22 protein-coding genes are annotated in these 26140 nt (G+C 34.0%); 12 read left to right on the plus strand and 10 right to left on the minus strand.

Features of this window, described 5'->3' with window-relative positions:
* Positions 1-158: 158 nt before the first annotated feature.
* The gene (locus BMZ76_RS14445; protein WP_091208494.1) at positions 159-2363 is read right to left on the minus strand and encodes a TonB-dependent receptor; all 2205 of its coding nucleotides are present in this window, start codon (positions 2361-2363) and stop codon (positions 159-161) included.
* A 281-nt stretch (positions 2364-2644) separates the two neighbouring features.
* Between BMZ76_RS14445 and BMZ76_RS14450 the strand changes: the two genes are divergently transcribed.
* The 5 genes from BMZ76_RS14450 to BMZ76_RS14470 all read left to right on the plus strand — a co-directional run bounded on the left by BMZ76_RS14450 (position 2645) and on the right by BMZ76_RS14470 (position 6469).
* Positions 2645-3202, plus strand: a complete 558-nt coding sequence (locus tag BMZ76_RS14450) for a sugar O-acetyltransferase (protein ID WP_091208622.1) — start codon at positions 2645-2647, stop codon at positions 3200-3202.
* An 83-nt stretch (positions 3203-3285) separates the two neighbouring features.
* On the plus strand, positions 3286-3681 hold the full coding sequence (locus BMZ76_RS14455; RefSeq protein ID WP_091208498.1) for a hypothetical protein: 396 nt from the start codon (positions 3286-3288) through the stop codon (positions 3679-3681).
* A 325-nt stretch (positions 3682-4006) separates the two neighbouring features.
* Entirely contained in the window at positions 4007-4420 is a 414-nt protein-coding gene (gene gloA2, locus BMZ76_RS14460; RefSeq protein WP_091208625.1) for an SMU1112c/YaeR family gloxylase I-like metalloprotein, read from the plus strand.
* Between the two features lie 153 nt (positions 4421-4573).
* On the plus strand, positions 4574-5854 hold the full coding sequence (locus BMZ76_RS14465) for a chloride channel protein (RefSeq protein WP_091208502.1): 1281 nt from the start codon (positions 4574-4576) through the stop codon (positions 5852-5854).
* Positions 5855-5860: 6 nt separating this feature from the next.
* Positions 5861-6469, plus strand: a complete 609-nt coding sequence (locus BMZ76_RS14470) for an HPP family protein (RefSeq protein WP_091208506.1) — start codon at positions 5861-5863, stop codon at positions 6467-6469.
* A gap of 810 nt (positions 6470-7279) precedes the next feature.
* Here BMZ76_RS14470 and BMZ76_RS14475 read toward each other — a convergent pair.
* Together BMZ76_RS14475 and BMZ76_RS14480 are read right to left on the minus strand one after the other, a co-directional pair.
* Positions 7280-7969 (minus strand): SIMPL domain-containing protein, encoded by a 690-nt coding sequence (locus BMZ76_RS14475; RefSeq protein WP_091208509.1) that lies wholly within the window; start codon positions 7967-7969, stop codon positions 7280-7282.
* Positions 7970-8019: 50 nt separating this feature from the next.
* Entirely contained in the window at positions 8020-8658 is a 639-nt protein-coding gene (locus tag BMZ76_RS14480; RefSeq protein ID WP_091208512.1) for a rhomboid family intramembrane serine protease, read from the minus strand.
* Positions 8659-8772: 114 nt separating this feature from the next.
* Between BMZ76_RS14480 and BMZ76_RS14485 the strand changes: the two genes are divergently transcribed.
* Entirely contained in the window at positions 8773-9642 is an 870-nt protein-coding gene (locus tag BMZ76_RS14485) for a lysophospholipid acyltransferase family protein (protein WP_091208515.1), read from the plus strand.
* Positions 9643-9946: 304 nt separating this feature from the next.
* On the opposite strand, the gene BMZ76_RS14495 is transcribed toward BMZ76_RS14485, so the two are convergent.
* The 6 genes from BMZ76_RS14495 to BMZ76_RS14525 form a co-directional block, all read right to left on the minus strand.
* Positions 9947-10498, minus strand: coding sequence for a carboxymuconolactone decarboxylase family protein (locus BMZ76_RS14495; protein WP_091208521.1), 552 nt, complete (start codon positions 10496-10498; stop codon positions 9947-9949).
* An 82-nt stretch (positions 10499-10580) separates the two neighbouring features.
* Positions 10581-11444: a helix-turn-helix domain-containing protein gene (locus BMZ76_RS14500; RefSeq protein ID WP_091208524.1), complete on the minus strand. Its 864-nt coding sequence runs from the start codon at positions 11442-11444 to the stop codon at positions 10581-10583.
* Between the two features lie 229 nt (positions 11445-11673).
* Complete coding sequence (locus tag BMZ76_RS14505) at positions 11674-13161, minus strand: aminotransferase class V-fold PLP-dependent enzyme (protein WP_091208526.1); 1488 nt, start codon at positions 13159-13161, stop codon at positions 11674-11676.
* Between the two features lie 327 nt (positions 13162-13488).
* Positions 13489-14070, minus strand: coding sequence for a porin family protein (locus tag BMZ76_RS14515; protein WP_091208534.1), 582 nt, complete (start codon positions 14068-14070; stop codon positions 13489-13491).
* Positions 14071-14102: 32 nt separating this feature from the next.
* Entirely contained in the window at positions 14103-14879 is a 777-nt protein-coding gene (locus BMZ76_RS14520) for a membrane metalloprotease (protein WP_091208538.1), read from the minus strand.
* An 89-nt stretch (positions 14880-14968) separates the two neighbouring features.
* A complete protein-coding gene (locus BMZ76_RS14525; protein WP_091208543.1) occupies positions 14969-16012 on the minus strand; it encodes a hypothetical protein in 1044 nt (347 codons plus the stop codon).
* A gap of 259 nt (positions 16013-16271) precedes the next feature.
* On the opposite strand from BMZ76_RS14525, the gene BMZ76_RS14530 reads away from it, so the two are divergent.
* From BMZ76_RS14530 to BMZ76_RS14540, 3 genes are all read left to right on the plus strand, one after another.
* Positions 16272-16787, plus strand: a complete 516-nt coding sequence (locus BMZ76_RS14530; protein WP_091208546.1) for an RNA polymerase sigma factor — start codon at positions 16272-16274, stop codon at positions 16785-16787.
* A gap of 61 nt (positions 16788-16848) precedes the next feature.
* A complete protein-coding gene (locus BMZ76_RS14535; RefSeq protein ID WP_091208549.1) occupies positions 16849-17763 on the plus strand; it encodes a FecR family protein in 915 nt (304 codons plus the stop codon).
* The gene (locus tag BMZ76_RS14540; RefSeq protein ID WP_091208553.1) at positions 17750-20287 is read left to right on the plus strand and encodes a TonB-dependent receptor; all 2538 of its coding nucleotides are present in this window, start codon (positions 17750-17752) and stop codon (positions 20285-20287) included. The genes BMZ76_RS14535 and BMZ76_RS14540 overlap by 14 nt, the downstream gene beginning before the upstream one ends.
* 82 nt (positions 20288-20369) lie before the next feature.
* On the opposite strand, the gene glmM is transcribed toward BMZ76_RS14540, so the two are convergent.
* Positions 20370-21758 carry a phosphoglucosamine mutase gene (glmM, locus tag BMZ76_RS14545; protein ID WP_091208557.1) on the minus strand — a complete coding sequence of 463 codons (1389 nt, stop codon included), beginning with the start codon at positions 21756-21758 and terminating at the stop codon, positions 20370-20372.
* A gap of 119 nt (positions 21759-21877) precedes the next feature.
* Here glmM and BMZ76_RS14550 point away from each other — a divergent pair, with 119 nt between their 5' ends.
* The 3 genes from BMZ76_RS14550 to ggt (BMZ76_RS14560) are packed head-to-tail and all read left to right on the plus strand — an operon-like array spanning position 21878 to position 25845.
* Positions 21878-22462, plus strand: a complete 585-nt coding sequence (locus tag BMZ76_RS14550; protein ID WP_091208561.1) for an acyl carrier protein phosphodiesterase — start codon at positions 21878-21880, stop codon at positions 22460-22462.
* Complete coding sequence (ggt, locus tag BMZ76_RS14555; protein WP_091208565.1) at positions 22459-24144, plus strand: gamma-glutamyltransferase; 1686 nt, start codon at positions 22459-22461, stop codon at positions 24142-24144. The genes BMZ76_RS14550 and ggt (BMZ76_RS14555) overlap by 4 nt, the downstream gene beginning before the upstream one ends.
* Before the next feature lie 15 nt (positions 24145-24159).
* The gene (gene ggt / locus BMZ76_RS14560; RefSeq protein WP_091208568.1) at positions 24160-25845 is read left to right on the plus strand and encodes a gamma-glutamyltransferase; all 1686 of its coding nucleotides are present in this window, start codon (positions 24160-24162) and stop codon (positions 25843-25845) included.
* The last annotated feature ends 295 nt before the right edge of the window (positions 25846-26140 follow it).

A 26140-nucleotide genomic window follows, 5' to 3' on the forward strand; every position in this document is an offset into this window, starting at 1 on the left:
AAGTATCTCGGTTTTCATTGGATTAAAATTTATAAATACTGAACTGTCAATTTTGATGGATGAATTGTGATTTAGTCGAAAGTCATAAAGCCGAAAGTCATAAAGTGGAATGAATTTCCGTTTAATAGGATTTTATACTTTTGACATAATCGTCATTTTTAAAGATTCCTCAACTGATTGTCTTTTTTATCGTTACTAATCGTCCAAAAGAATCCTACGAAGAAAAAACGATCGGCCGTAGGAATAATTGCTTTTCTGTTATAAAAGCCCGCATTATCCGGATTGTTCGCATATTCGTAGCCAAAAACATTTTGACTTCCTAAAACATTAGAAACCGAGAAGTATAAAATCTTTTGCTGTGATAGCAAATACGCCCAATTGAAGCTCAAACTGTTGTACGATTTGGTTTTTCCATTCATAAATTTCGTTTCATTTGGATTGTTGTATGGTCGTCCGGAACTGTATGAATTCGTGAAACCTATTTGCGATTTCCAATCGTTTATCCAATATTTCGTAACGATTGATAAACTGTGATCAGCAACAAAACTTGGTGTCACTTGAGAACTGAAATTTTTATAACTTCTTTCAGTATCGATGTAGGAATAGGAAACCCAATATTCTAAATTTTTGATTGATTTTCCATCTCTCCAAAACAAATCCAAACCTTCAGCATTACCAGAACCGGTATTATTGTAAACCGAATTATATGCGGCCATTTGGGTGTCGAATTTTACTAAATCGCGATAGTCTTTATAATAGGTTTCTGCACGAAATGTTTTCCCGTTTTTATTGTATTGAAAATTCAAAATGTAATGCGACGCTTTTTCGCTTTCAAACTGATTGTTGTTGGAATATTTAATGTATTCCGCACTTGGTGTTTGAGTAAAATCGCCATATGCAAATGAAAACTGACTGTTCTTCGCCATTTTATACGCAAATGAAATTCGGGGTGAAATAGCAGTTTCATTCAGCAAATCGTTATTCGAAGCTCTTAAGCCTACTTTTGCAGCCCATTTTTTAGAGAAGAAAATATCAGCTTCCGTGTAAACGGCCGCTATGTTTGCATCGTAGCCATTGGTAAAAACCGACCCTGAATTTTCGTTGAAATCTTCATTGAACTGGGTAATAAAATAATCCGCTCCAAAGGAAATTTTTACTCTTTCAGAAAAACTTTTTTTCAATTTTAATTTCAAATGAGCTGCATTTTCATCATTTGCCACTTTATCTGAATCAATATTTATTTTATTATTGCTGTAGCCATAACTCAACCCGGAAGTAATTTGCCAATTATTCCCAAAAACGCCTTTGTAAGACGAATTCAAATAGAAATTATTGTTATTTAAATCAACTCTGATTTTCTCCGGCGAATTGATATCTTCCTGATTAATATCGAATTTTGAAGAGTCAAAAGCAGCGTAAACTTTCAAAATCCCATTATTAAAATTATAACGGTAAACCGTTTCTCCAGACAAAGATTGAAAAGGACTGTTCCAATCCACATTTTGTGGAATCAAAGCCTGATAAGGCGCTAAATTGATGTAATTCGCATTTACGCTCAACGAACTTTTTTTCCATTTTTGGGTATTTCCAATTCCTAAACCCACAGTCATCAATGCTATTTCAGTTTTATTTTGGTCTGGGTCATCTTGTGTATTCAACAATAAAACACTGGATAACGCTTCGCCATATTCCGCTGAATAGCCGCCTGTAGAAAATGAAATTCCGCTGAACAGAAAAGGAGAAAACCTTCCTCGTGTAGGCAGATTATTCGTGGTTGCGCCATAGGGTTGCGCCACCCGAATCCCGTCTACAAAAGTTTGTGTTTCATTAGCCTCGCCGCCACGAACAAACAATCGCCCGTCCTCGCCTACCGTTTGTGTTCCCGGCAACGTTTGCAAAGCTGCAATAATATTTCCCGCTGAACCCGCTGTAGTTACAATGTCTAATGGTTTCAAAACCGAAACTCTAGCTTTATCGCCCGCTTCTAAAGTTCCAGCCGTAATCACAACTGCATCTAGCGACGTCACACTTTCTCTTAATTTGATGGTTTTATTTTTAAAATTAGCCACATCAACCACTGTTTTAAAAGTTTCATAAATCAAGAAACTTACCACCAAAGTTTGATTTCCGGTTGTTGTAGTTGTAAAATTAAAATCACCCTTTTCACTACTGGAAGCACCGTCATAAGTTCCTTCGATAAAAATATTAGCGCCAGAAACCGTTTTTCCGTTCTCATCCACCACTTTCCCGGAAACTGTATTTTGTGAAAAAATAGTCAGGCTAAATAATAAAAAGGCAAATAAAAAAATCGAATTAAGACTTTTCTTGAAATGATTTGGCTGCTTAGTAAATGTTAGTTTCATCGTATTTGATTTTTTTATGAAGCAAATATATTTTAGAAAAGAAGGTCGAAAAACAATACGCTACTGAACTGTTGAAATACGAGGATGAGTTGTAATAATTTTAATTTTAGATTATATTTACAACGTACTATTGCGCTACAGTAGCAGGATTAGCATGAGGGATAGTAGTGAAAATCCTTTCTTGGCTCGCTGTTAAAGCGAGACTAGAAAGATTGTAACGAATAGCCCGACCGGAGCTTTTGCGCAGCGCATGCCCAGAAATAAAAAAACTAAGTATGGAAATAAAAACCGAAAAAGAAAAAATGATTGCCGGAGAATATTATTTGGCAGGCGATCCTGTTTTAGTAAAAGACAGACGAAAATCTAAAAATTTACTCCACCGTTTAAATGTTACTGAGTATCGAATAACCAAAAAAGCGCGGGAAATACTAAAAGAGCTGATTCCTAATGCAGGAGCAAATCTCTATGTTGAACCTCCATTTTTTTGCGATTACGGCTACAATATCAGTTGTGGCGAAAATGTTTATTTCAATGTAAACTGTGTTGTCTTAGATTGCGCCAAAGTCACTATTGGTTCGAATGTCTTTTTTGCACCCGGAGTTCAATTGTACACCGCCACACATCCTCTGGATGCTGAACTGAGAAAAACGTTGGAAAATGCACTACCAATAACCATTGGCGATGATTGCTGGATTGGCGGAAATTCAGTTATTTGTCCCGGTATTACTATTGGAAATGGCTGTGTCATTGGTGCAGGTTCAGTGGTTACAAAAGATATCCCTGACAATTCTTTGGCAGTGGGAAATCCGGCAAAAGTGATTCGGAAACTGAATGTGTGATGAATTTAAAAAGCAAAATAGAAACAATTCAAAACTAAATTTGACTATATTTGTTATATTAAATTAAACATAAACAACTGATAATGAAACATCTAAAAACTTTTCTACTCTTGGCACTTATTGTTGTCGCAAACTCAGTTTCGGCACAATCCACTTTCGAAACATGGCCCGCCATAAAAGAATTTCACGAAGTAATGTCGCAAACATTCCATCCGGCAGAAGAAGGAAATTTAGCGCCAATAAAAGCACGTTCGGAAGAAATGATGAACAAAGCAGCGATGTTATTAAAATCTAATATCCCAAAAGAATTTAGAACGGACGCTATATTAGCTTCAGCGGAACGATTACAACTTAAAAGCAAAGCGCTTCACAAATTAGTAAAGTTTAATGGAACTGATGCCGCAATTGTGAAATCAATTACTGAGTTACACGACACTTTCCATCAAATTGTGGGACTTTGTTCCGATGTAAAAAAATAAAAACCTAAAGCCTAATCAACCGATTAGGCTTTTTGCATTTTACACCTTATCCATTCAAAAAAAATGTCGTAATTAGTATCTAAACTTCAGAACTTTCCCATTGCAATCGTTAGGAAATTCCTGAAAAAAGACAAACCTTTTCAAGTTTAAAATAATATGTTTTTGGAAGATATTTAGCAAAATGCCGATGATGAAAATGAAGTATTGACTATTTTTCGAATAAATATTATTGATGAAAATAAAGCGCTGATTCATCACCTTCATTCTGATGCTTTTACACAAGATCCCAAAGCAAATCTACCTGAAACAACTTATTTTACACAACATTCTACAACTTAATAAAATTCACCATATTGCCGTTATTTGTTCGGATTATCAGAAATCTAAAACGTTTTATACAAGAATTTTAGGGCTTACAATTATTCAAGAAATTTACCTTGAGGAAAGACGATCGTATAAACTTGATTTGGCACTTGACGATGAATATGTGATTGAATTATTCTCATTTCCAAATCCACCAAAACGTCCTTCCTTTCCTGAAGCGGCTGGAATGCGCCATCTAACTTTTGAAGTGAACGATATTCAAAAAACGCGAGATCATTTAGTGAATCAAAATATAACTGCGGAAGCAGTTCGTATTGATGAATTTACACAAAAAAGCTTCTTTTTCATCAAAGATCCCGATGAGTTACCGATAAAATTTTATGAAAAAAAATCGTTTTTATTCACAAAAAAGTAAAAATATTATCAAAATCGTAAAAGGAAATTCTCAAACTCTTTTTTCATTTCAAATCTGATTTTGTTTCTTTAATTTTGTAATAATCATACACATTACTTTTTTAAATGATTGCTCTTTTATTTAGAGTATTTAAAAGATGACAAACAATTTTAAATGAACAATACCGCAAAAATTAAAAAGAATTATCATTTCATTAAATTTCAAAAACTAGTTATTGTATCCCTTTTAATTGGTTTTCTTTCTGCTTTTTTAGGTGTTATTTTAAAAAACACAACAGAGTATTACGAAGAAATCTTTTTTCACCAAACGATTGTAAATCCAATATTTTTTGTTGTTTTTCCAGTTTTTGGCTTGTCAGTTATTTATTTCCTACGGGAATATTTATTTAAGAAAAAGGAAAATAAGGGAATAAAAGAAGTTTTTGAAAGTACCAATTCCCAATCTAAGAATTTACCCAGCTATAAAATCACTTCTCATTTCATTAACGGCTTATTAACCGTAGTTTTTGGCGGCTCTACCGGAATAGAAGTTTCGACAGTTGTCGCTTCGGCTACTATTGGTTCCGTTGCACAACGCAAGCAAAACGTTTTTAGACAATACAAAACCGAGTTGATTTGTGCGGGAGTTGCGGCGGGAATTACCGCATTATTCAGCAGTCCCATAGCCGGAATTTTATTTTCGCTCGAAGTAATCTCGAGAAAAGTAACTCGGGCATTTGTACTAACTAACCTTATAGCTGTTTCAATCGCTTTTGGACTCATTTATTTGTTAGACGAAAAACCTTTGTTTGCAGTACAAAGTATCACTTGGCATGTAAGAGCAATTCCCTACTTCATCATTTTGGGAATTATAGCAGGAATAAATTCGGTTTATTTAACGCGTTGTGTGTTATTTTTTAAGGAACAATTTTCGAAAATAAAAGTGCCTTATTTCAAAATCATCTTTGGATCTGTGATTTTAAGTATTTCCCTTTTTGTATTTCCACAACTTTATGGCGAAGGATATCATGCCATCAAAACTATTTTTATCAATCCTAATGATATGGTGCTTTCGCTTTCATTGGTGCTAACTTTTATCGGGATTATAGTTTTGAAACCTATTGTTACTTCAGTTACTTTAGCGGCAGGAGGAGATGGTGGTGTTTTTGCCCCAAGCCTGTTTATTGGTGCTTTTTTAGGACTATTGGTAGCATTAATTTTGAACAAGTATTTCAATGCAAATGTAATTCCGATAAACTTCATTATTATAGGTATGGCAGCGGTTTTGAGCGCCAGTATTCATGCGCCTTTTACCGCTATATTTCTAGTTTGTGGCTTAACCAATGATTATACATTGTTTCTTCCTATTTTAATGGTTTGTTTGATTTCAAAATATACAGCTAAAATGATCTATCCGTTCACAGTTTATTCATATTCCCCAAGTTTAGCAAAATAATTTTCGATGAAAGTTCAAAAAATAAAAAGGAATTATCGTAAAACCAAATACATTCTGTACAAAGAAACTTTGGTTGATTTCAAAGAACATTTCTGGGCTTTTCTCGGTTCTTTTATAGGTATTGGAATAATAGCGTATTTGCAATCTCAAACGCTGTCACAATCTGATGTGGTTTATTTGATCGGTTCTTTTGGCGCATCCAGTGTTTTAATTTATGGTGTAATTCAAAGTCCATTAGCACAACCCCGAAACCTTATTGGAGGACATCTGATTTCTGCAATTATTGGGGTTACAATATATAAATTCGTTCCGGATGTAGTTTGGCTAACCGCTCCGCTTGCTGTTTCTCTGTCTATTGTTTTTATGCAAATGACTAAAACATTGCACCCACCGGGCGGCGCAACCGCTCTGATAGCAGTCACTGGCTCAAACGAAATTAAAAATCTAGGTTACTGGTATGTATTTTCTCCTGTTTTAAGCGGTGTACTTGTTTTGCTTGCCGTAGCTTTAGTTTTTAATAATTTTGCTCATAGCAGGCAATATCCAAACCATAAAAAATACCATCAGGTCCGAAAAAGAATCGCTACAGTTTTTCAAAATAAGCCAAACCGTTAAAAAACTAAAGCTTCATCATTACGAATAGTAGTTCGGAAAAGAAAAACACTTCCTTTTCTGACTTCTAAAACTTTCATTTTTGCATATTTTTTGGTTATGTATACGCAAAAATCTTATCAACAGATAGAGCTGAACCACTGCCAACAAATAACATTTATTTCCAAGTTAAATACAGTCAGACATTTGGTTTTGATGTTTTTCAAAAAAATGTATATCATGAAGCTCACTTTTGTATTATTCGAGAATAAAAAACTCCGCTAACGGAACAAACTCCATAGAGTTTATATCCAAAAACCAATTGTGTTGTGAGGCAAAAATCCTTATAATCGAATAGTTTCAAACTCATCTCTGTCAATTTTTATTCAGTTATGAACTTAAATTTACAGATTTTAAAAAGCATAATCTCTACAATAAAATAATCTTCAAATTAAAGAAATGAGACGCTAATAAAATTCAAGTTTTCTAATATAATAAAATAGTTTTTTTTCTTTTGTTAGATTGATTCCGATAAATTGGAACCTGATTTTGAAAGTATAAAGTTATTACAAGAAGAAATTTCACTATCAATTTACAGAAATTCAGCTGTCAAATTAAATGTAACAAGCTGTAAATTTCATATTTAAAATAGTGGACTGATGTACTGAATTACAGAAAAATAAATTTTACATTCTTACTAAACAACTCACAAAAAACCATCGCGGGGAAAGTAGACATAAACTAAAAAAAAAATCGGAACTGGATGAATCCAGTTCCGATTTTATTATTGATGGGATAGTATTTTTTAGCTTTTTTTCAGCCGTTATATTTATTTTATTCTAAAATAAAACTCACTAAAACATTAGCCGTGATATTAATTTCTCCTAAAGCAAGAGTTTCTCTTGGTTCACTAGCATCACTCTTTTCCATTGTTTTCATTGCTGCATACATTGGCTGCGGATAATAGGTTTGCGAATTATCCGAAATGGTCATTGCACGTCCTACTTTTTGTCCCAAAACAGATACATAATCTTCAGCTTTCATTTTGGCCTCTTTCATCGCTAGTTTTCTAGCCTCAGATTGATATTGCGCTAATTTTGAAGATTGGAATGTTACCGCATCAATTCTATTAATTCCTTCGTTTACTAATCCTTCCATTAATTCATCATATTTTGACAAATCTCTCAGTAGAATTTCAATTGTTTGAGTAGCATTGTAACTGTGTTTCTTTTTTTCATAATCGTACTGCGGATTCAATGAAACACGCTGCGTTTTATAATCTGCCGGTGTCAAGTTCATTTTTTTAATAAACTTTAAAACAGCATCTATTTTTACATCATTTTCTTTTTTTACATCTTTGGCATTATTCCCTTTTGTTTCAACTGTAACAGCTATTGTAGCTTGGTCCGGAATAACTTTAACTTTTCCTTCTCCATTTACATTTATTTGAGGAATTTGCTTCACTTCTTGTCCGTAAGACATCGAAATAAATAGAACAGACAGAATCAATATTGCTTTTTTCATTTTTATATAATTTAATTGTTTGTACTAATTCCTTTTCAAAAGTTGTGCCATTATAGTTTTCCCATTTTTTCCATCACAAACAGAATTACGATTGGAACTGCTAATAAAATCACCATCAAAGTATGATCTACAAACAAAGTAGGTTCTTTCAATAATGTAATTAAATAACCACCTACAGCACCGCCAAAATGAGCCGTGTGACCAATATTATCATTCTTCGCCTTCATTCCGTAAATAGAGTACAATAAGTAAAGGATTCCAAAAATATAAGCAGGCATTGGAATAATAAAAAAGATGCCCAACATCATGTCCGGCTGCAACAATATCGCCGAATATAAAACTCCAGTTACCGCTCCAGAGGCTCCTACAGCTCTATAGCCATAGTCATTTTTATGAAAAACCATTGTCAGCAAACTGCCGAAAATTAAACTCCCGAAATAAACTAACACAAACGAAAAATCACCCAAATAACTAATGACAACCGGAGCAAAAAACCAAAGTGTCAACATATTAAAAATCAAATGGGTCATGTCAGCATGTAGAAAACCAGAGGACAACAACCTGATTTGTTCTCCTGAACGGATACTGCCAACATGAAATTCGTATTTTCTAAAAAAAGAAAGATCATTAAACCCTTTGTAACTAACTAACACATTTACTACAATTATTGCTATTAAAACGGTATTCATAAAGTATATTTATTTTGAAATGTAAAGATAGTCATTCTCAAATACTGATACAGTAAGCTACCAAAATATATCTCGACAATCATTTTTACATTATATTTGCAAAAAAAATTCTGCATGCAATTACTTATTTTTATTTTAACCTTTCCGTTTTTATGGATTATTTCCATTCTTCCATTTAGGTTTTTCTATTGGTTTTCTGACTTCATCTATTTAATTGTTTACCATATTATTGGCTATCGCAAAAAAACGGTTAAATATAATTTGGCACTGGCTTTACCTCATCTTAGTTCCGAAGAGCGTCTGATAATCGAAAAAAAATCATACCACCATTTGTGTGATATGTTTTTGGAAATGATAAAAACGATGACTATTTCATCTGCTGAAATGAACAGAAGATTTGTGGTTACCAATATTGAATTGGTAAAAGAATATGAAAAAAAAGGAAAAAGTGCTATTTTATTAGCATCACATTACGCGAGTTGGGAGTGGTTATTGTCTATTAATGAGAAAACTAAATTTAAGGGAATAGGAGTTTATAAAAAAATTGCCAATAAATATTTTGATAAATTACTACGAGACATTCGATCCAAATACAATGCTGAATTAGTGGAAACTAATAAAGCTATTCCATTAATGGCAGAAAATCAAAAAAACGGGATTCTTAGTATGTACGGACTTGCCAGCGATCAGTCTCCAAAATTAAACAGAGCTTTTCATTGGGATACATTTATGGGTGTAGAAGTTCCCGTTCATACCGGTGCCGAAATGCTAGCCAAAAAATACGATTTGAATGTTCTTTTTGTAAAAGTAAAAAAAGTAAAAAGAGGTTTTTACGAAGCTACTTTTGTACCTATTACTGATAACCCTAACTCTTTTCCTGATTTTGAAATCACCAACATCTTTTTACGAGAAGTAGAAAAACAAATTCTCGAAGCTCCTGAATATTATTTCTGGACACATAAAAGATGGAAACACAGAAAATAGTGTTCAGTTAGCGGTATCAAGCAAAAAATTTCAAAAAAAAATCACATAGTATAAACAATAACGGTTATACTATGTGATTTTTTTTTTCTTTTAAACCCCCGCTTTCTGTCTCTATTTACAATATTTTCAATTCCCATTTTCTCTTTCATTTGAGTGGAAAATGCGGTTTTTTGCACTTGAAGCAACTTCGGAACACCGCCATCTTCCCTTGCAACTTTATAATACGGAGTTCGAATTTCCGCTGCCAATAAAAAAATTAATCTTTATTGGTTTTAATAATTGAAAAGATATAGAATTGCTTTATTTATTTTTTCCAAACTCTACCGGCGAAGGCTGCATCAACTTCAGCATTAGTAATGTGATTGGAGTAATTGCTCATTAATTTTACTGCAATTCCTGCAATAATACCCAACACATGCACTTCTTCATATCCAGCTGCTAAAAAAGAATCTACGTCTGATTGTGCAGCATTACCCCGCGTTGAAGTAAGAATTCGTGTTAATGTAGACAATGCTGCTAATTTGGCATCCGGAACTTGTTTTCCATCACGGATAGCATTTGTTACTTCCGTTGGAACTTTTGACATTTTATCCGCAATAAAACTATGAGCTGCAACGCAATATTCACAATTATTCTCGAAAGCTGCTGATAAAAAAATAACTTCCTGCTCCACAGAATTAAAACCTGAATTAGCTCTGAAACTATTGTAAGAATAAATATAGGAATCCAACAAAGCAGAATTCTGTCCCATTTTTGTGTACATATTGGGGATAAAACCTAAACCTTTTTGCGTTTCATCAAAAATTTTCTGTGAGATTGGAGAAATTGAATTATTTTCTAATTTTAAATGTGCCATTTTTTTCTTTTTTAAATTAAATAACGGCTTTGCTATCTAACATGACAAAAGTAGCTAGAATAGCTCGAAAAAACTTTTGTAATTAGTTCAACAATTTGCCTATTTGGTTCAATCGATACGCTGAAGGAGCACAATTGTATTTATCATGAAAAAGAGTGGAAAAATTCGCCAAATCTTTAAAACCGCAATCAAAAGCAATATCCGTGATTCTTTCTTCAGAAATCAATAATAAGTCTGCTGCTTTTTCTAACTTTTTATTCCGAATATAATTCGCGGGACTGTCATTGTAATTTTTTTTGAATTCTCTTTTAAAAGAAGAAAGACTAAGATTTGTCATTTGTGCAAAGTCACCGGTGGTAAAGTGGGAAAATAAATTATCCTCAATAACTTGTTTAAAAGAATAACTTGTAGGGGAAAAAAGTTGAGATAAAATTTGCTGAATTACAGAAGCATTTTTTGTCTGACACAATAACAAAACAATCTCTTTTAACTTTATGACCAAAATATCCTCATTTATAAGCGTTGGATTATCGAAGTAAAACAACATGCCTTCAATGTATTTTTGTATTAGAAAATCATTATTGATTTTTCCTAAACTTACACTTAGATCTCTTTTAGCAGGTTCTTGAAAAATCTTGGGTAAATCCGGATCATAAATTTTTTTTAGGATTTCAGGATGAAAATGAACAATTACAATCTGATTATTTTTTGACGTTGTACTATTTCTGATTTGGCTAAAATAATTACCACACTTTAACATTACAGCATCATTAACTGGAATAGTAATGCTTTTATCTTCAATTTCATACTTAATTTGACCCTCTACCATGTAAATAAAACAAGCTTCCTCTGGCATTGGATTTGGTATTTTAAAAGGGGCTTCAATAATCACTTTCTCAAAAATGATTTTTCCAAATAATTCATATTGTTTTCTAAAGAGTATCATTAATATGTATTGGTTTTCGTTTATTAACGACAAAAAATTACAATTACAAAATTAGCATTTTTAATTTACGTTAAAAACTATAGGCTTTTAAAAGCTTAAAATAGAATTTTATTTTGGATAATTAGATTCGTAATAGGCTGACTATATGTCTTTATATTACTTTTTATACAAGTTAATCTTCGTTGTATTATTTCTGTAATCTAAAAAAATAATAATAAGATATTCAGTCTTATAAAGAAAACCAATTTTTCACCAGTTCATCTTCTAAAGGTTCTGCGTTCTGATGCACAAACTCATTGGTAGCCGAATTATAATCATAATCTAAAGCCCAGGTTTTATGGCTTTCAGCCAATGCTTTTATTCCGTTACAAACAAATTCAATTTCCGCATTTGTAGTTGTGGGATGAATCGACATTCTGATCCAGCCCGGTTTTCTGATTAAATCTCCAAGTGTAATTTCGTCAATTAATTTATGCGAGGTTTCTTGATCTACATGCAGTAAAAAGTGCCCGTACGTTCCCGCACAACTGCAACCGCCACGGGTTTGAATTCCGAATTTATCATTCAATAATTTCACGCCCAAATTAAAATGCAAGTCTTCCACAAAGAAAGAAATCACCCCTAACCTATCCTGATGCTGTCCTGCAAGGATTTTAATATTTGAAATACTTCCTAATTCCGAGAAAATATAATCTACTATTTCGTGTTCTCTTTTTAGGATATTTTCAATTCCCATTTGCTCTTTCAACTGAATAGCCAATGCGGTTTTTATCACCTGAAGAAACCCCGGAGTACCACCATCTTCCCGATCCTCAATATTATCGATGTATTTGTGTTCTCCCCACGGATTCGTCCAACTTACCGTTCCACCACCTGGATTATCGGGAACTAAATTTTGATATAATTTTTTATTAAAAATCAAAACGCCACTTGTTCCTGGTCCGCCAAGAAATTTGTGTGGCGAAAAGAAAATGGCGTCCAAATAACTTTCAGCATCTTCTGGATGCATATCGATTTTGACATAAGGACCAGAGCAAGCAAAATCTACAAAACAAAGTCCGTTATGTTGATGCATCATTTTTGCCACTTCATGATACGGAGTTCTGATTCCGGTAACATTGGAACAAGAGGTAATCGAAGCTATTTTAAAAGGTCTATCTTTATATTTTTCCAATAATAATTCAAGATTTTCTATGCTGAACAATCCGTCTTCCGAAGAAGGAATAACTTCCACATCAGCAATAGTTTCCAACCAGGAAGTTTGATTGGAATGGTGTTCCATGTGCGAAATAAAAACAATTGGTTTCTTTTCGGCTGGAATAGTGATGAAATTTTTTAAGTTTTCGGGTACTTTTAAACCTAAGATTCGTTGAAATTTATTGACAACGCCTGTCATTCCTGTTCCGTCAGTAATCAAAACATCGTCAGCACTCGCATTCACATGATGTTTGATAATATGGCGCGCCTGATGATACGCTTTGGTCATTGCTGTTCCTGAAACAGTAGTTTCGGTATGCGTATTGGCCACAAAAGGACCAAATTGGTTCATTAGTTTTTCTTCAATAGGACGATACAAACGACCACTGGCTGTCCAGTCCGTGTAAAGAATTTTTTTTGGTCCGTACGGAGATTCAAACTCTTGATCTATTCCAATTATGTTATCACGAAACTTTTGAAAGTATTGCTCTAGTTGTATTGGTGTTTCTTTGGTAATCATTGCTCTCTAATTTGAGTTCAAAGATATAGGTTTTCTTGGTATTTCTAAAATTAGAAACTTATTTGGAATATCAATTATGAAATTCGGTAATGCAATTTTCTGATAAGTCCAAAAAAGGAACCATTTTTCCAAATTTAGCCCCGGTTGCAGTGAAAATCCTTTTCCTTTTTTCTTTAAAAAGGAAAAGATTACAACGGAAAACGGGAACGCTATTTCTGAAAAAGCCTCAATAACTCGCTCCAGAAATGGAAACAAATTTGGCTTAAAAGCAAAATCCTTTCAAAAGTTTACACTCTGAAAGGATTTTTATCTAAGAACCAGTTACGATTATAAATCAAAGCCTAATGAGAATTGCAACACTCTATTTTGTGCTTTGCCTTCATCATATAAATCTCCTAAACCTAAATGATAACGCACTCCTAAACTGATACCGGAATCCGTTTTAAATCCTCCTCCAAAATTAATTCCCCAGTCAAAATTATTAGGATCATACTGTTGTGAACCGTTAAAAAGTCCCTCATATTCTTCTTTATGTGAAACCGCTAATCCAATCTGTGGACCCGCTTCCAAAAAGAAGTTTTTACTTGGATACGCTTTAAGCATTAACGGCAGGTTTATGTAATCTAGCTTTTGCGTAAAAGTTCCGCTGCTATTTGTTATTTTATATCCTTGCTGAGAATACATTAATTCAGGTTGAATAGAAAAGCTTTCGCTAATAAAGGACTCGCCATAAACTCCGATATGAAAACCGTGTCGTTGTTCAGTTTCGCCATCCCCGTCAAAACTTACCGCCGCTAAGTTATAGCCTCCCTTTATCCCTCCATTCGATTTGGGAACAGTAGTGTCCTGTGCATTCATTGTTGCTATTGCACCAGAGAATAATGCTATTGCTATATATTTTATTTTCATCTTTTTTGTTTTTGATTATAGAAATTATACTTTTATTTTCCTCCATTAGCGCGAAGGTCTGCAATACATTGCGAATCTAATTGTGGAGCTGCGCCAGCTGAAACCATATTTGAAATACCTGCTCCTGTTTCTGAAGACCAATACATTAAACACGTTTTTTCAATACAATGTTTTGGATGCGCTGCGTCTTCGTGATTGCTTTGCAACGCTGTGCCAAGGTTTGTCAATCCAAGAATATGCCCAAATTCATGGGTAATTACCGTTGTTTCTAATAAACTTCTGTTGGGTTCAAATGGACTGTTGCTTAAATTTTGAATAGTTTGTTCATATATGACAAAAGAAGTATTTCTGTAAGCAGTTCCCAGAATTACGGATGTGTCAGTATCTTTCGAAGATTTTCCATCCACAAAAAATGCCCAAACCGCTATTTGATCTGAAGTATTGTATTTTGTTCTGTTAGCATCTTCAATACTTACAATTTCTTCATTAGTGTACGGTGAATTCCCTGGTGGTGGTATCGAACGTTTTATAACACTGATACCGTTTGGTTTGTAAGTTCTTGCAGTAAGAAAATTTACAAAATTATTAATTGCTGTGCTGCTTGGTTCAAAACCGGCTACGTATACGATTTCAATAACCATGCTCTTAAACTTTTTATCAGATAATAAATCGTTAGAAGAACTTCCTGTTTGCTGTTTATTCGTAATGGGATTTACTGCAACTGAGTTATCTATGGGATCATCTTCTTTTGAACAGGATGCTACTGACAGGAATAAACCTATAGTCAGCAGAGTAAGTACTTTTTTCATTTATTATCTTTATTATTACGTTAATTTATGTAAGAACAGCTGCATTGTTTTAGGCAGCTGTTCTTACTAAACTACCAACTGAAATCCAGCTATATTTGTTTCAATACTAATGTTACCGCTGCATTAGTAGCGCTTTGCAATGTGATTGTCGAAGCAGTAAAACTTGTTACTTTCCAAGTATTATTCAGTAAAGCAAACGAAGCATTTCCAGAGAAATTTAGTTTTAGTAAAACATCCAATTCTGAACGTACTGCATATGTACCATTTACTGTTGAGTTTAATGTACTAACAGCGGTTACAGACAAATTATTTGCAAAATCAAACGTGTAATCTTTGTAGCTCGTTGCCGTATTGACTCCTGATGTTAAAAATGATTCCACTCTAAACTTTCCGTTTATTAAAATTGTTTCTAATTTTTTACCGTTTTGCACTGCTGCTGCCATCGTTGCTTCTGTTTTTAATGAGGCAGTAATAGCGGCTTGCAATTCTGCATCACTGGATATCGTCATTTTGGTTCCATCCGCAATTGTCGCAGAAATTGGGTAGTTTACCGAAAATAGTTCCGTGCTGCTTACATTTGACATATACGTATATAATTGCTGTTCGGATTTGATGACAACACTTCCTGTTTGTACTAAACTAACATTATACGTTAAAATTGTAATTGGAAAGCTAATATTTACCGAAGAAATAGCATCTTGGCCAGAAGCTTCCGCAGATGTACATGCATTAAGAATAGCATTATACTCGGTTTGATTAGTAACGGTGACCTCAGTGTAGTTACTTAATCTTACTTTTAAAGGAAATTGTAACACAACAGTATCTTGGTCATTATTAAGCTGTCCAAAAATAGAAATAACTTGTTGGTAGTCTAATTGACTTAGAATAGAAACCTGAACTCCATTTACTTTAGCGGTAACTGGTAACAAAATTGAAGAACAAGATGCTCCATCCAAGAAATCATCAAATGAACCATCGTACATGGAAGTACGTTTCAGGTTGGTTGTTGTAGTTGAATTAGCCGAATTAGTATTTGGATTCTCTCCTTGTACGTCATCAATTTCACTTTGGCATGATGTAAATCCCAAGATAGCCATCAATGCAATTCCTGTAATCGTTTTTAATTTTTTCATAATTTTCAAATTTAATATTTTTTTCAATTTATAGGCGATGTTTCTAACGCCTTTCTGTTAGTAAGACAACTACGCTTATTTTTACCCTACGAAAATTTTAAAAAAAATATAAAATTTTACTAATAAATTCATAAAATACTATTAATCAATAAATTAAATTTTAAACTATTTTTTCATAGAAAAGCAATTATTAGTAACGCAACTGCTTTTTAAAAAAATAATTTACATTTACAGCCTACAAAAAATGAATTAATACTCAATGAGCGCCGAAAAAAGTACACTTTGCGAAGAAAATCACTTTAGAGACTTTTACTTAAAGCACGTGCAATCTGCAAATAATTTTGCGTATTACAAATGTGGTGATGATGAAGCTGCATTAGATTTGGTGCAAGATGCGTTTACTAAAATTTGGGAAAATTGTTCCAAAATTGACTTTAGTAAAGTCAAAACATATTTGTTTACCAGCATTAATAATTTATTTCTGAATAACATAAAGCATCAAAAAGTGGTATTGAGGTACGCTAAAGATGCGCCTAACTTAGATACCAATAATCAAAGTCCCGAATATTTATTCGAAGAAGAAGAATTCAAACAAAGACTCACAAAAGCCATTGCATCATTAAGTGAAGTCCAGCGCGAAGTATTTTTATTGAATCGAATAGATGGAAAAAAGTACAGAGAAATAGCTGAACTACTTGATATTTCTCAAAAAACCGTAGAAAAAAGAATGTCCGGTGCGCTGCAACTATTAAGAGCCCAAATAGAAAATATATAATTACTCATTCATCTGTAGGGTAATTTAAAAGTTAGTTGTCTTATAAACATATAGATACAAAATGAAAAACGAAAAAGAGATCTTAAAATGGTTAAATAATGAGCTTTCAAGCGAAGAAATTGAAGATTTAAAACAATCTGAAAATTTGCAAACACTTGAAAAGATTGCTCATTATGCATCCCAACTGGAAACTCCAAAAGTAGATGCACACGATGCTTTGGAAGCTTTTAAGGCCAAAAATCATTCTAAAAAGAAAACAAAAGTCAGAACTTTAGACTTCAAGGCATTGTATAGAATTGCCGCTGTTCTGGTTGTGATGTTGACCTCTGCTTATTTTTTGTTTTTTAATAATACCAAATCTTTTGAAACTCAAATAGCGCAAACAAAAAAGGTCACGCTTCCCGATAATTCTGAAGTAATATTAAACGCCGCTTCAAAATTAACTTTCAATGAAAAAAAATGGGCTGATAAAAGAGCTTTGACTTTAGAAGGAGAAGCTTTTTTTAAAGTACAAAAAGGGCAAACTTTCAAAGTAAATACAACTTCGGGAGTCGTTACCGTTTTAGGGACGCAATTTAACGTAAAAGAACGTAAAAACTATTTTGAAGTGAATTGTTACGAAGGTTTGGTGAGTGTAACGTGTAACAATGAAAGCATTAAATTACCTCCGGGAAAAACCTTCCGTGTTATAAATGGCATTATCGAAAATGTTGAAGATATTAAGGCCCAAAATCCTTCGTGGATTCAACAAGAATCGAGCTTTAATAAGATTCCATTAGATCAGGTTATTGCAGAATTAGAGCGTCAGTACGACATAAAAATTAAAGTGAAAGGTGTAGATACTTTAAAACTCTTTACGGGAAGTTTTACACATACTGACAAAGAAATAGCGCTTCAAGCGGTTACAATTCCGCTTCAATTAAGTTACAGTAGCGAAGGCGAAAATATTATATTTTACAATTATGGTGTTAAATAAATGGATGATTTATTTGCTGGTTTGTATTGGCAGTATTTGTTATGGACAAAATACAGCAAAAAAAACACCTTTGACAGCGGTTATTATTTCTCTCGAAAAACGATATAATATCAAGTTTTCGTATGCCGTTGAAGATGTAGCTACCATTAAAATTGACAAACCGAATACTACTTTTACATTACAAGAAACAATTGATTATCTAAATTTGAAAACGATTTTAAATTTTAAGGCGTTAGACGATCGATATGTAACCGTTTCTATGCTAAACAAAACAATATCCGTTTGTGGTATTGTTTTTTCCGATGAAAAAAAATCTCGTTTGGTTGGCGCTTCAGTTCTTGTAAATGACATCGAAAGAAGTACAATAACCGATGAAAACGGTTCATTTAACCTGCAAAATATTCCAATAACTGCAACGCTTACTATTTCTTATGTGGGTTTTGAATCCAGACAGTTTTCGGCAAACGAATTGTTTTCGGCACAAAATAATTGCAAAGAAATTGTTCTTTCTACAAAAAACGAAGAGTTAAATCAGGTCTTGATAAATGTTTATTTGACGCCCGGATTACAAAAATACCTGGATGGAAGCACCGTTTTAAACACTAAAAAATTCGGCATTCTTCCCGGATTAATAGAACCTGACATTTTGCAATCCATTCAAGTGCTTCCCGGTGTGGAAAGTACCAATGAAAGCATTGCTAATATAAACGTGCGTGGCGGAACCAACGATCAGAATTTAGTGCTATGGGACAATATCAAAATGTATCACTCTGGTCATTTTTTCGGGTTGATTTCAGCCTACAATCCTAATCTTACCAATAAAGTTATTGTTAGCAAAAATGGAACAAGCGCTGAATACAGCGATGGCGTTTCCAGTACTATAAATATGCAAACTAAAGACTTGATTTCAAATATATTTTCTGGTGGCGGAGGAATTAATTTGATAAGTTCCGATGTTTTTTTAGAAATTCCAATAACGAAAAAAATAGAACTTCATATTTCGGGACGTCGCTCCATTACTGATTTGTTTAAATCTCCTACATATACTAAGTACTTTGATCGTAGTTTTCAGGATACAGAAATCAATGCCGATAGCAATCAACGCGATACGTCTTCTGATTTTTACTTTTATGATTATACCGCAAAATTACTTTTCGATTTAAATGAAAAACATCAATTCAGAGCGAATATTATTGGCATCAATAACGCTTTGGATTATTCGGAACGAAACATTATAAACTCAAACGAAACCCAATCTAAAACCAGTAATTTATCCCAGAAAAACATGGGTTACGGCGGAAATTGGAAAGCACAATGGAATTCAAAATTAAGTTCAAACTTCATCACGTACTTTTCCAGATACAATATTGACGCTAACGATTACAGGGTAGAAACAGATCAGCTTTTAACCGAAGCAAATGAGGTGCTCGAAACGGGAGCTAAACTCAATACATATTACAAAACTAATGACAACTTAAATTTCTTGCTTGGGTATCAATTTAATGAAACGGGGATGTTAAATCAAACTACCGTTAGTGCTCCGTTGTATTCTAGTACTAAAAAAGATGTTTTATTAAATCACGCCTTATTTTCTGAGGTGGAATACCATAAAAAAAATACCTATTTCAGAGTTGGATTGCGTTTGAATTATTTTCAAAAATTCGAAAAACTTTTGGTCGAGCCAAGAATAAACATTCGACAAAAATTATCAGAGCAATTTGCTTTAAAATTAGAAGGAGAATTCAAAAATCAATCTACTACTCAAATAGTGGATTTTGAAGATGATTTTTTAGGTGTCGAAAAAAGACGTTGGGTATTAGTAAATGATAAAGATATTCCGATTGCGACGAGTAAACAAGGTTCTTTTGGTGTGGAATTCAATAAAGACAAATTAAATATTGAGGCTACCGGTTTTTATAAAATTGTTGACGGCATTACTGCTTCTAATCAGGGTTTCTATAACAGTTTTCAGTATACCACCGCAAATGGAAGTTACACCTCCAAAGGTTTCGAATTTTTAGCCAATAAAACAGCGCGTCACTATAGTGTTTGGGTGAGTTACACATTTAGTATAAACGACTATGAGTTTGATACTTTCACCCCTTCCACTTTCCCAAATAATGCAGATATAAGGCATTCTGTATCGCTTGGTTTTTATTACAACATTCTTAAAAATCTAAAATTAGCTGTCGGTGGTATTTATAGAAATGGACAACCGTATACAAAACCAATTGAAGGCAAAGAAACCATACAAAACGGAAATAACACCGTAGTAAATTATGATTCTCCAAACAGTGAAAACCTGGATAATTTCATGCGATTAGACGCTTCTTTAAATTATAATTTCAATCTGTCGGAATCTATTAAAGCTTCGGTTACTGCTGGTGTCATTAATGCTACCAATCAAGATAATGTCATCAATCGCTATTACAAAGTCGATCCAAATGACTCGAATGATGCTATTCAAGCAGATAACAAGTCACTTGGTTTAACGCCAAATGTAAGTTTTAGAGTAAATTTTTAATTCCATTTTATACCGTAGAATAAAAAACAAAACCCTTTCAAATACTATTTTGAAAGGGTTCTGTTTACATAAAAATTCAGAATTATAATCCAGCCACTGCTTTTATTTCATCAATGATTCGCAGTGCCAAAGCATCTGCTTTTTCTTGTGAAGCCGCTTCGGTATAAATACGAATTATTGGCTCCGTATTCGATTTTCTTAGATGAACCCAATTTTCAGCAAAGTCAATTTTTACACCGTCAATGGTTGTAATATCTTCATTTTTGTATTTCTCTGTCATAGCAACAAGAATCGCATCTACATCAATTTGTGGCGTCAATTCTATTTTGTTTTTACTCATGTAATATTCAGGATACGAAGCACGCAAAGCAGAAACCGTCATTTTTTTGTTGGCCAAATGCGTTAAAAACAGTGCGACTCCCACCAAACTATCCCGACCGTAATGCAATTCCGGATAAATGATTCCGCCGTTTCCTTCGCCACCAATTACAGCATTATTCTTTTTCATCAATTCTACTACGTTCACTTCACCCACGGCACTGGCTTCATAGCTTCCGTTATGCCCATTAGTCACATCACGCAACGCACGGGAAGACGACATATTCGAAACCGTATTTCCTGGTGTTTTACTCAAAACATAATCGGCGCAAGCCACCAAAGTATATTCTTCACCAAACATTTCACCATCTTCACAAATAAAAGCCAAACGATCCACATCAGGATCTACCACAATTCCTAGATCAGCTTTTTCTTTAACTACTAACTCTGAAATATCAGTCAAATGTTCTTTTAAAGGTTCCGGATTATGAGGGAAATGACCATTCGGTTCGCAATATAATTCTACTACTTCAACGCCCATTAATTCCAGTAATCTTGGGATAATAATTCCACCTGAAGAATTTACACCATCAACAACCACTTTAAATTTAGCTGCTTTTACTGCATCAACATCTACTAAAGGCAAATTCAACACTTCATCAATATGAATATCCATGTAAGCATCGTTAATCATAATTTCTCCCAAATCATCCACCTCTGAGAAATCAAAAGCTTCCGCTTCCGCAATTTCAAGAATTTTTAATCCTTCTGCACCATTCAGAAATTCTCCTTTCTCGTTCAATAATTTTAGAGCATTCCATTGTTTTGGATTATGTGAGGCGGTAAGGATAATTCCACCTTCGGCTTTTTCTAACGGAACAGCAACTTCAACAGTTGGCGTTGTTGAAAGACCTAAATCAATGACGTCAATTCCTAAACCAATTAAAGTATTTACCACCAAATTGTGAATCATTGGTCCCGAAATACGGGCATCACGACCTACAACAACAGTAATTTTTTCTTTCCCGATATATTTTTTTAACCAAGTTCCGTACGCCGCGGCAAATTTAACCGCATCAACAGGTGTCAGGTTATCCCCTACTTTACCTCCTATTGTTCCACGTATTCCCGATATTGATTTTATTAAAGTCATTGAATATTATTTTAAATTTTGAATTATAAATTTTAAATTGCTCACAAATATAATAATTGACGGTTTACAAAAGTCATTTAGAATTCAAAATTAAGCATTTAAATTCCTAAATTAGGCGAATGAATTTTCTAGCACACATCTATCTTTCCGGTGATAATGATTTAATTAAAATTGGCAATTTCATGGCTGACGGAATTCGTGGAAAACATTTTGAGAGTTATCCTTTAGAAATTCGACAGGGAATTATTCTGCATCGTGCCATTGACACTTTTACTGATGCACACCCAGTTTTTAGACAAAGCACCAAACGGTTACATGAGCATTACCATCATTATGCCGGTGTGATTGTAGATGTTTTTTACGACCATTTTTTGGCAAAAAACTGGAGGAAGTATTCCGATGAAAAACTGGAGGATTTTGTGGAACGATTTTACCAATCCTTGCATTATAATTACGAAATGCTGTCAGAACGAACCAAAGGACTAATGCCTACCATGATGAAAGAAAATTGGCTGGTGACTTATCAAACGGTTGAAGGAATTGAGCATATTTTGACTCAAATGGACCATCGCACCAAAAACGAATCTAAAATGCGGTTTGCTACCAATGAGTTATCGGAATTTTATTCGGAATTTGAAAATGAGTTTACCGAATTCTTTGAAGAATTAATCTTATTTTCGAATAGTAAAACAACCACTTTATGAAAAAAATAATGTTCCTGCTTTTACTTATCGTTTTAGGTTGCAAATTGAATGAAAAGATTATTCAACCAACTGGTTTAGTGACTTCAAAAGCGATGGTCGTTTCCGCTCGTGAAGAAGCGTCACAAATTGGAGTTGAAATCATGAAAAAAGGCGGTAATGCTTTTGATGCTATGGTTGCCATGGAACTGGCTTTGGCAGTTTCACATCCTCAGGCAGGAAATATTGGTGGTGGCGGTTTCATGGTTTTTAGAAAAGCAAATGGTGAAACTGGAGCTATCGATTACAGAGAAAAAGCACCTTTGGCGGCGTCTAAAAATATGTTTCTGGACGAAAAAGGAAATGTAATTGAAGGAAAAAGTACCGCGACTGCTTTGGCATCTGGAATCCCGGGTACCATTGCAGGAATATTTGAAGTACACAAAAAATATGGCTCCTTACCCATTAGTGAAATTCTCAAACCAGTAATCGCTTTGGCAGAAAGAGGTGTTGTTGTTACTAAATTTCAAGCCGAAAGTTTGGCGTACCATAGAGCCAACTTTATAAAAAGTAATGGTAAGAACAGTTTGTTTTCCAAAACATATAAAGAAAATGATACGATAAAATATATTGCTTTGGCAGCAACATTAAAACGTATTGCTAAAAACGGAAGAGATGAATTTTACCAAGGGGAAACAGCTCAAAAATTAGTTGCTTTTCTTGCTAAAAAAGGTGGAAATACCACATTAGAAGATTTAAAAAGTTATAACGCCAAATGGCGAACTCCAATTACCTTTCAATATAAAAATTTAAAAATCACCTCTATGTCGCCTCCCAGCAGTGGCGGAATCTGTCTGAATCAAATTATGAAAATGATTGAACCTTTCAATCTTTCGCAAATGGGACACAACAGCGTAAAAACAATTCAAGTAATTACAGAGGCAGAACGAAGAGCCTTTGCCGACAGAAATTATTTCTTGGGTGATCCTGATTTTATAAAACTGCCGTTAAAAGAATTAGTGAGTCCATCCTATTTAGAAAAAAGAATGGCTGATTTTTCATTCGATAAAGCTTCTAAATCTTCGGATATTGCCCACGGAACAATAAAAGGATATGAAAGCAACCAAACCACGCATTACTCTATTGTAGATTCAAAAGGGAATGCAGTTTCGTCAACGACTACTTTAAATGATAATTATGGTTCGAAAATATATTGTGACGAATTAGGTTTCTTTTTAAATAATCAAATGGACGACTTTAGTGCCAAAGCCGGCGTTCCAAACTTATACGGACTAACGGGAAGTGAAGCCAACAGTATTGCTCCCGGAAAAAGAATGTTGAGTTCCATGACGCCAACTATTGTCGAAAAAGACGGTAAACTTTTCATGGTTGTAGGTACACCGGGAGGATCCACCATTATCACTTCGGTTTTACAAACGATATTAAATGTGTATGAATTTGATATGAGTATGCAAGAAGCGGTAAACGCACCACGTTTCCACCATCAATGGTTACCCGATGAAATTACTTTTGAACCCAATTCTTTCGCCAAAGATGTAGTAAATCAATTGAAAGAAAAAGGATATTTTATCAACGAAAAAAACAAAGAAATCATTGGCGAAGTAGACGCTGTTTTGGTTCTTCCAAATGGAAAACTGGAAGGTGGCGCAGACAAAAGAGGTGATAATAAAGCCGTTGGTTTTTAAATTTATAGTATTCGAATGAAAAAAATGATTATTTTATTGAGTGTTTTTTCTATTGGTTGTAAAACCCAAAATGTAATGGTTCAACCTACAGGACTAGTTGCTAATAAGGCAATGGTAGTATCGGCTCGTGAAGAAGCCTCCAAAATTGGAGTGGAAATCATGAGAAAAGGTGGCAATGCTTTTGATGCGATGGTAGCAACCGAATTGGCTCTTGCTGTGGCTTACCCATTTGCTGGAAATCTTGGCGGTGGTGGTTTTATGGTGTATCGGAAAGCAAATGGCGAAGTTGGTTCATTGGATTACCGAGAAAAAGCACCATTGGCAGCCACTAAAGACATGTTTCTTGACGAAAAAGGAAATGTGATAAAAGGAAAAAGTACTGAATCTCCACTTGCTATTGGAGTTCCCGGAACGATTGCTGGTGTTTTTGCCGTTCATGAAAAATTGGGTTCATTGCCTATTGAAAAACTGCTGAAACCCGTAATTGCATTGGCTGAAAGAGGTGTTATTGTTACTAAAAGACAAGAAGCCAGACTGAATGATTACCGAGCTAAAATCATAAAAGTAAATGGTAACAAAACGCTATTTGCAGCTGCTTTCAAAGAAAATGATGTTATAAAATATCCTGCGCTGGCAGCTACATTAAAAAGGATTTCAAAAAATGGCAGATCTGAATTTTACAGAGGCGAAACAGCTAAAACATTAGTAAAATACCTTCAGGAAAAAGGAGCCATAATTACCATGGAAGATTTGGCTAAATACGAAGCCAAATGGAGGACGCCACTCACTTTTGATTACAAGGATTTAAAGATAATATCGATGCCTCCACCCAGCAGTGGCGGAATTTGTCTTGCTCAAATATTCAAAATGATAGCGCCTTTCGACCTGGCTAAAATGGGACATAATTTAACTGAAGCCATTCAAGTTATTGTCGAAGCCGAAAGAAGAGCCTACGCCGACAGAAGTTATTATCTTGGCGACCCGGATTTTGTAAAAATTCCTTTGAAAGCATTAATGGCAGATGATTATTTGAAACAAAGAATGTCGAATTTTAGTTTTGAAAAAGCCACTTTATCATCGGAAATAAAAGAAGGAAAAGTAAATTATAATGAAAGTACAGAGACGACGCATTATTCGATTGTAGATCAATTTGGTAATGCTGTTTCGGCAACAACAACATTAAATGACGGTTATGGGTCTAAATACTATTGTGATGAATTGGGGTTTTTCTTAAACAACGAAATGGATGATTTCAGTGCCAAACCAGGTGAACCTAATTTGTTTGGATTAGTGGGAAATGAAGCCAATAGTATTGCGCCACAAAAACGAATGCTGAGTTCCATGACGCCGACTATTGTAGAGAAAAACGGAAAATTATTCATGGTTGTGGGTTCTCCCGGAGGCTCTTCAATTATTACATCCGTATTGCAAACGATTTTAAATGTTTCTGAATATAATTTTAGCATGCAACAAGCGGTAAACGCACCTCGTTTTCACCATCAATGGTTACCGGATTTAATCACTTTTGAGCCTAATACTTTCGATTCTAAAACTTTTGAAACCTTAAAGTCACGAGGGTATCTCATTAATGAAAAAACAACACCAGTAATAGGAAAAGTAGATGCCATTTTGGTTTTACCAAGCAAAAAATTAGAAGGTGGCGCTGATTTCAGAGGCGACGATAAAGCGATTGGATTTTAACTTGTCGACTACCCTCACAATCTTGACAAATTTATTATTTATGAACTTTACACTCGTCCTAGAAAACACTTTTTAACAAAATAAAAATTTGGAAAATGCGTTTAAAATTGCAAAATACATGAAGAATAATTTTCCTTTTTTCGAAATAAAAACAGAGGAACGAAGACCCAAATGGAAGGAAATTTAGAACGAAAACAAAAAATAAGTTTCAGTTAACGCAATTGCGATTGCATTAAATATATATTGGAAACAAGAACGGGTCTTTTAATATTGTACAATTATAATTTTGTAAAAA

The organism is Flavobacterium xueshanense, assembly GCF_900112975.1.
GTDB classification, from domain to species: domain Bacteria; phylum Bacteroidota; class Bacteroidia; order Flavobacteriales; family Flavobacteriaceae; genus Flavobacterium; species Flavobacterium xueshanense.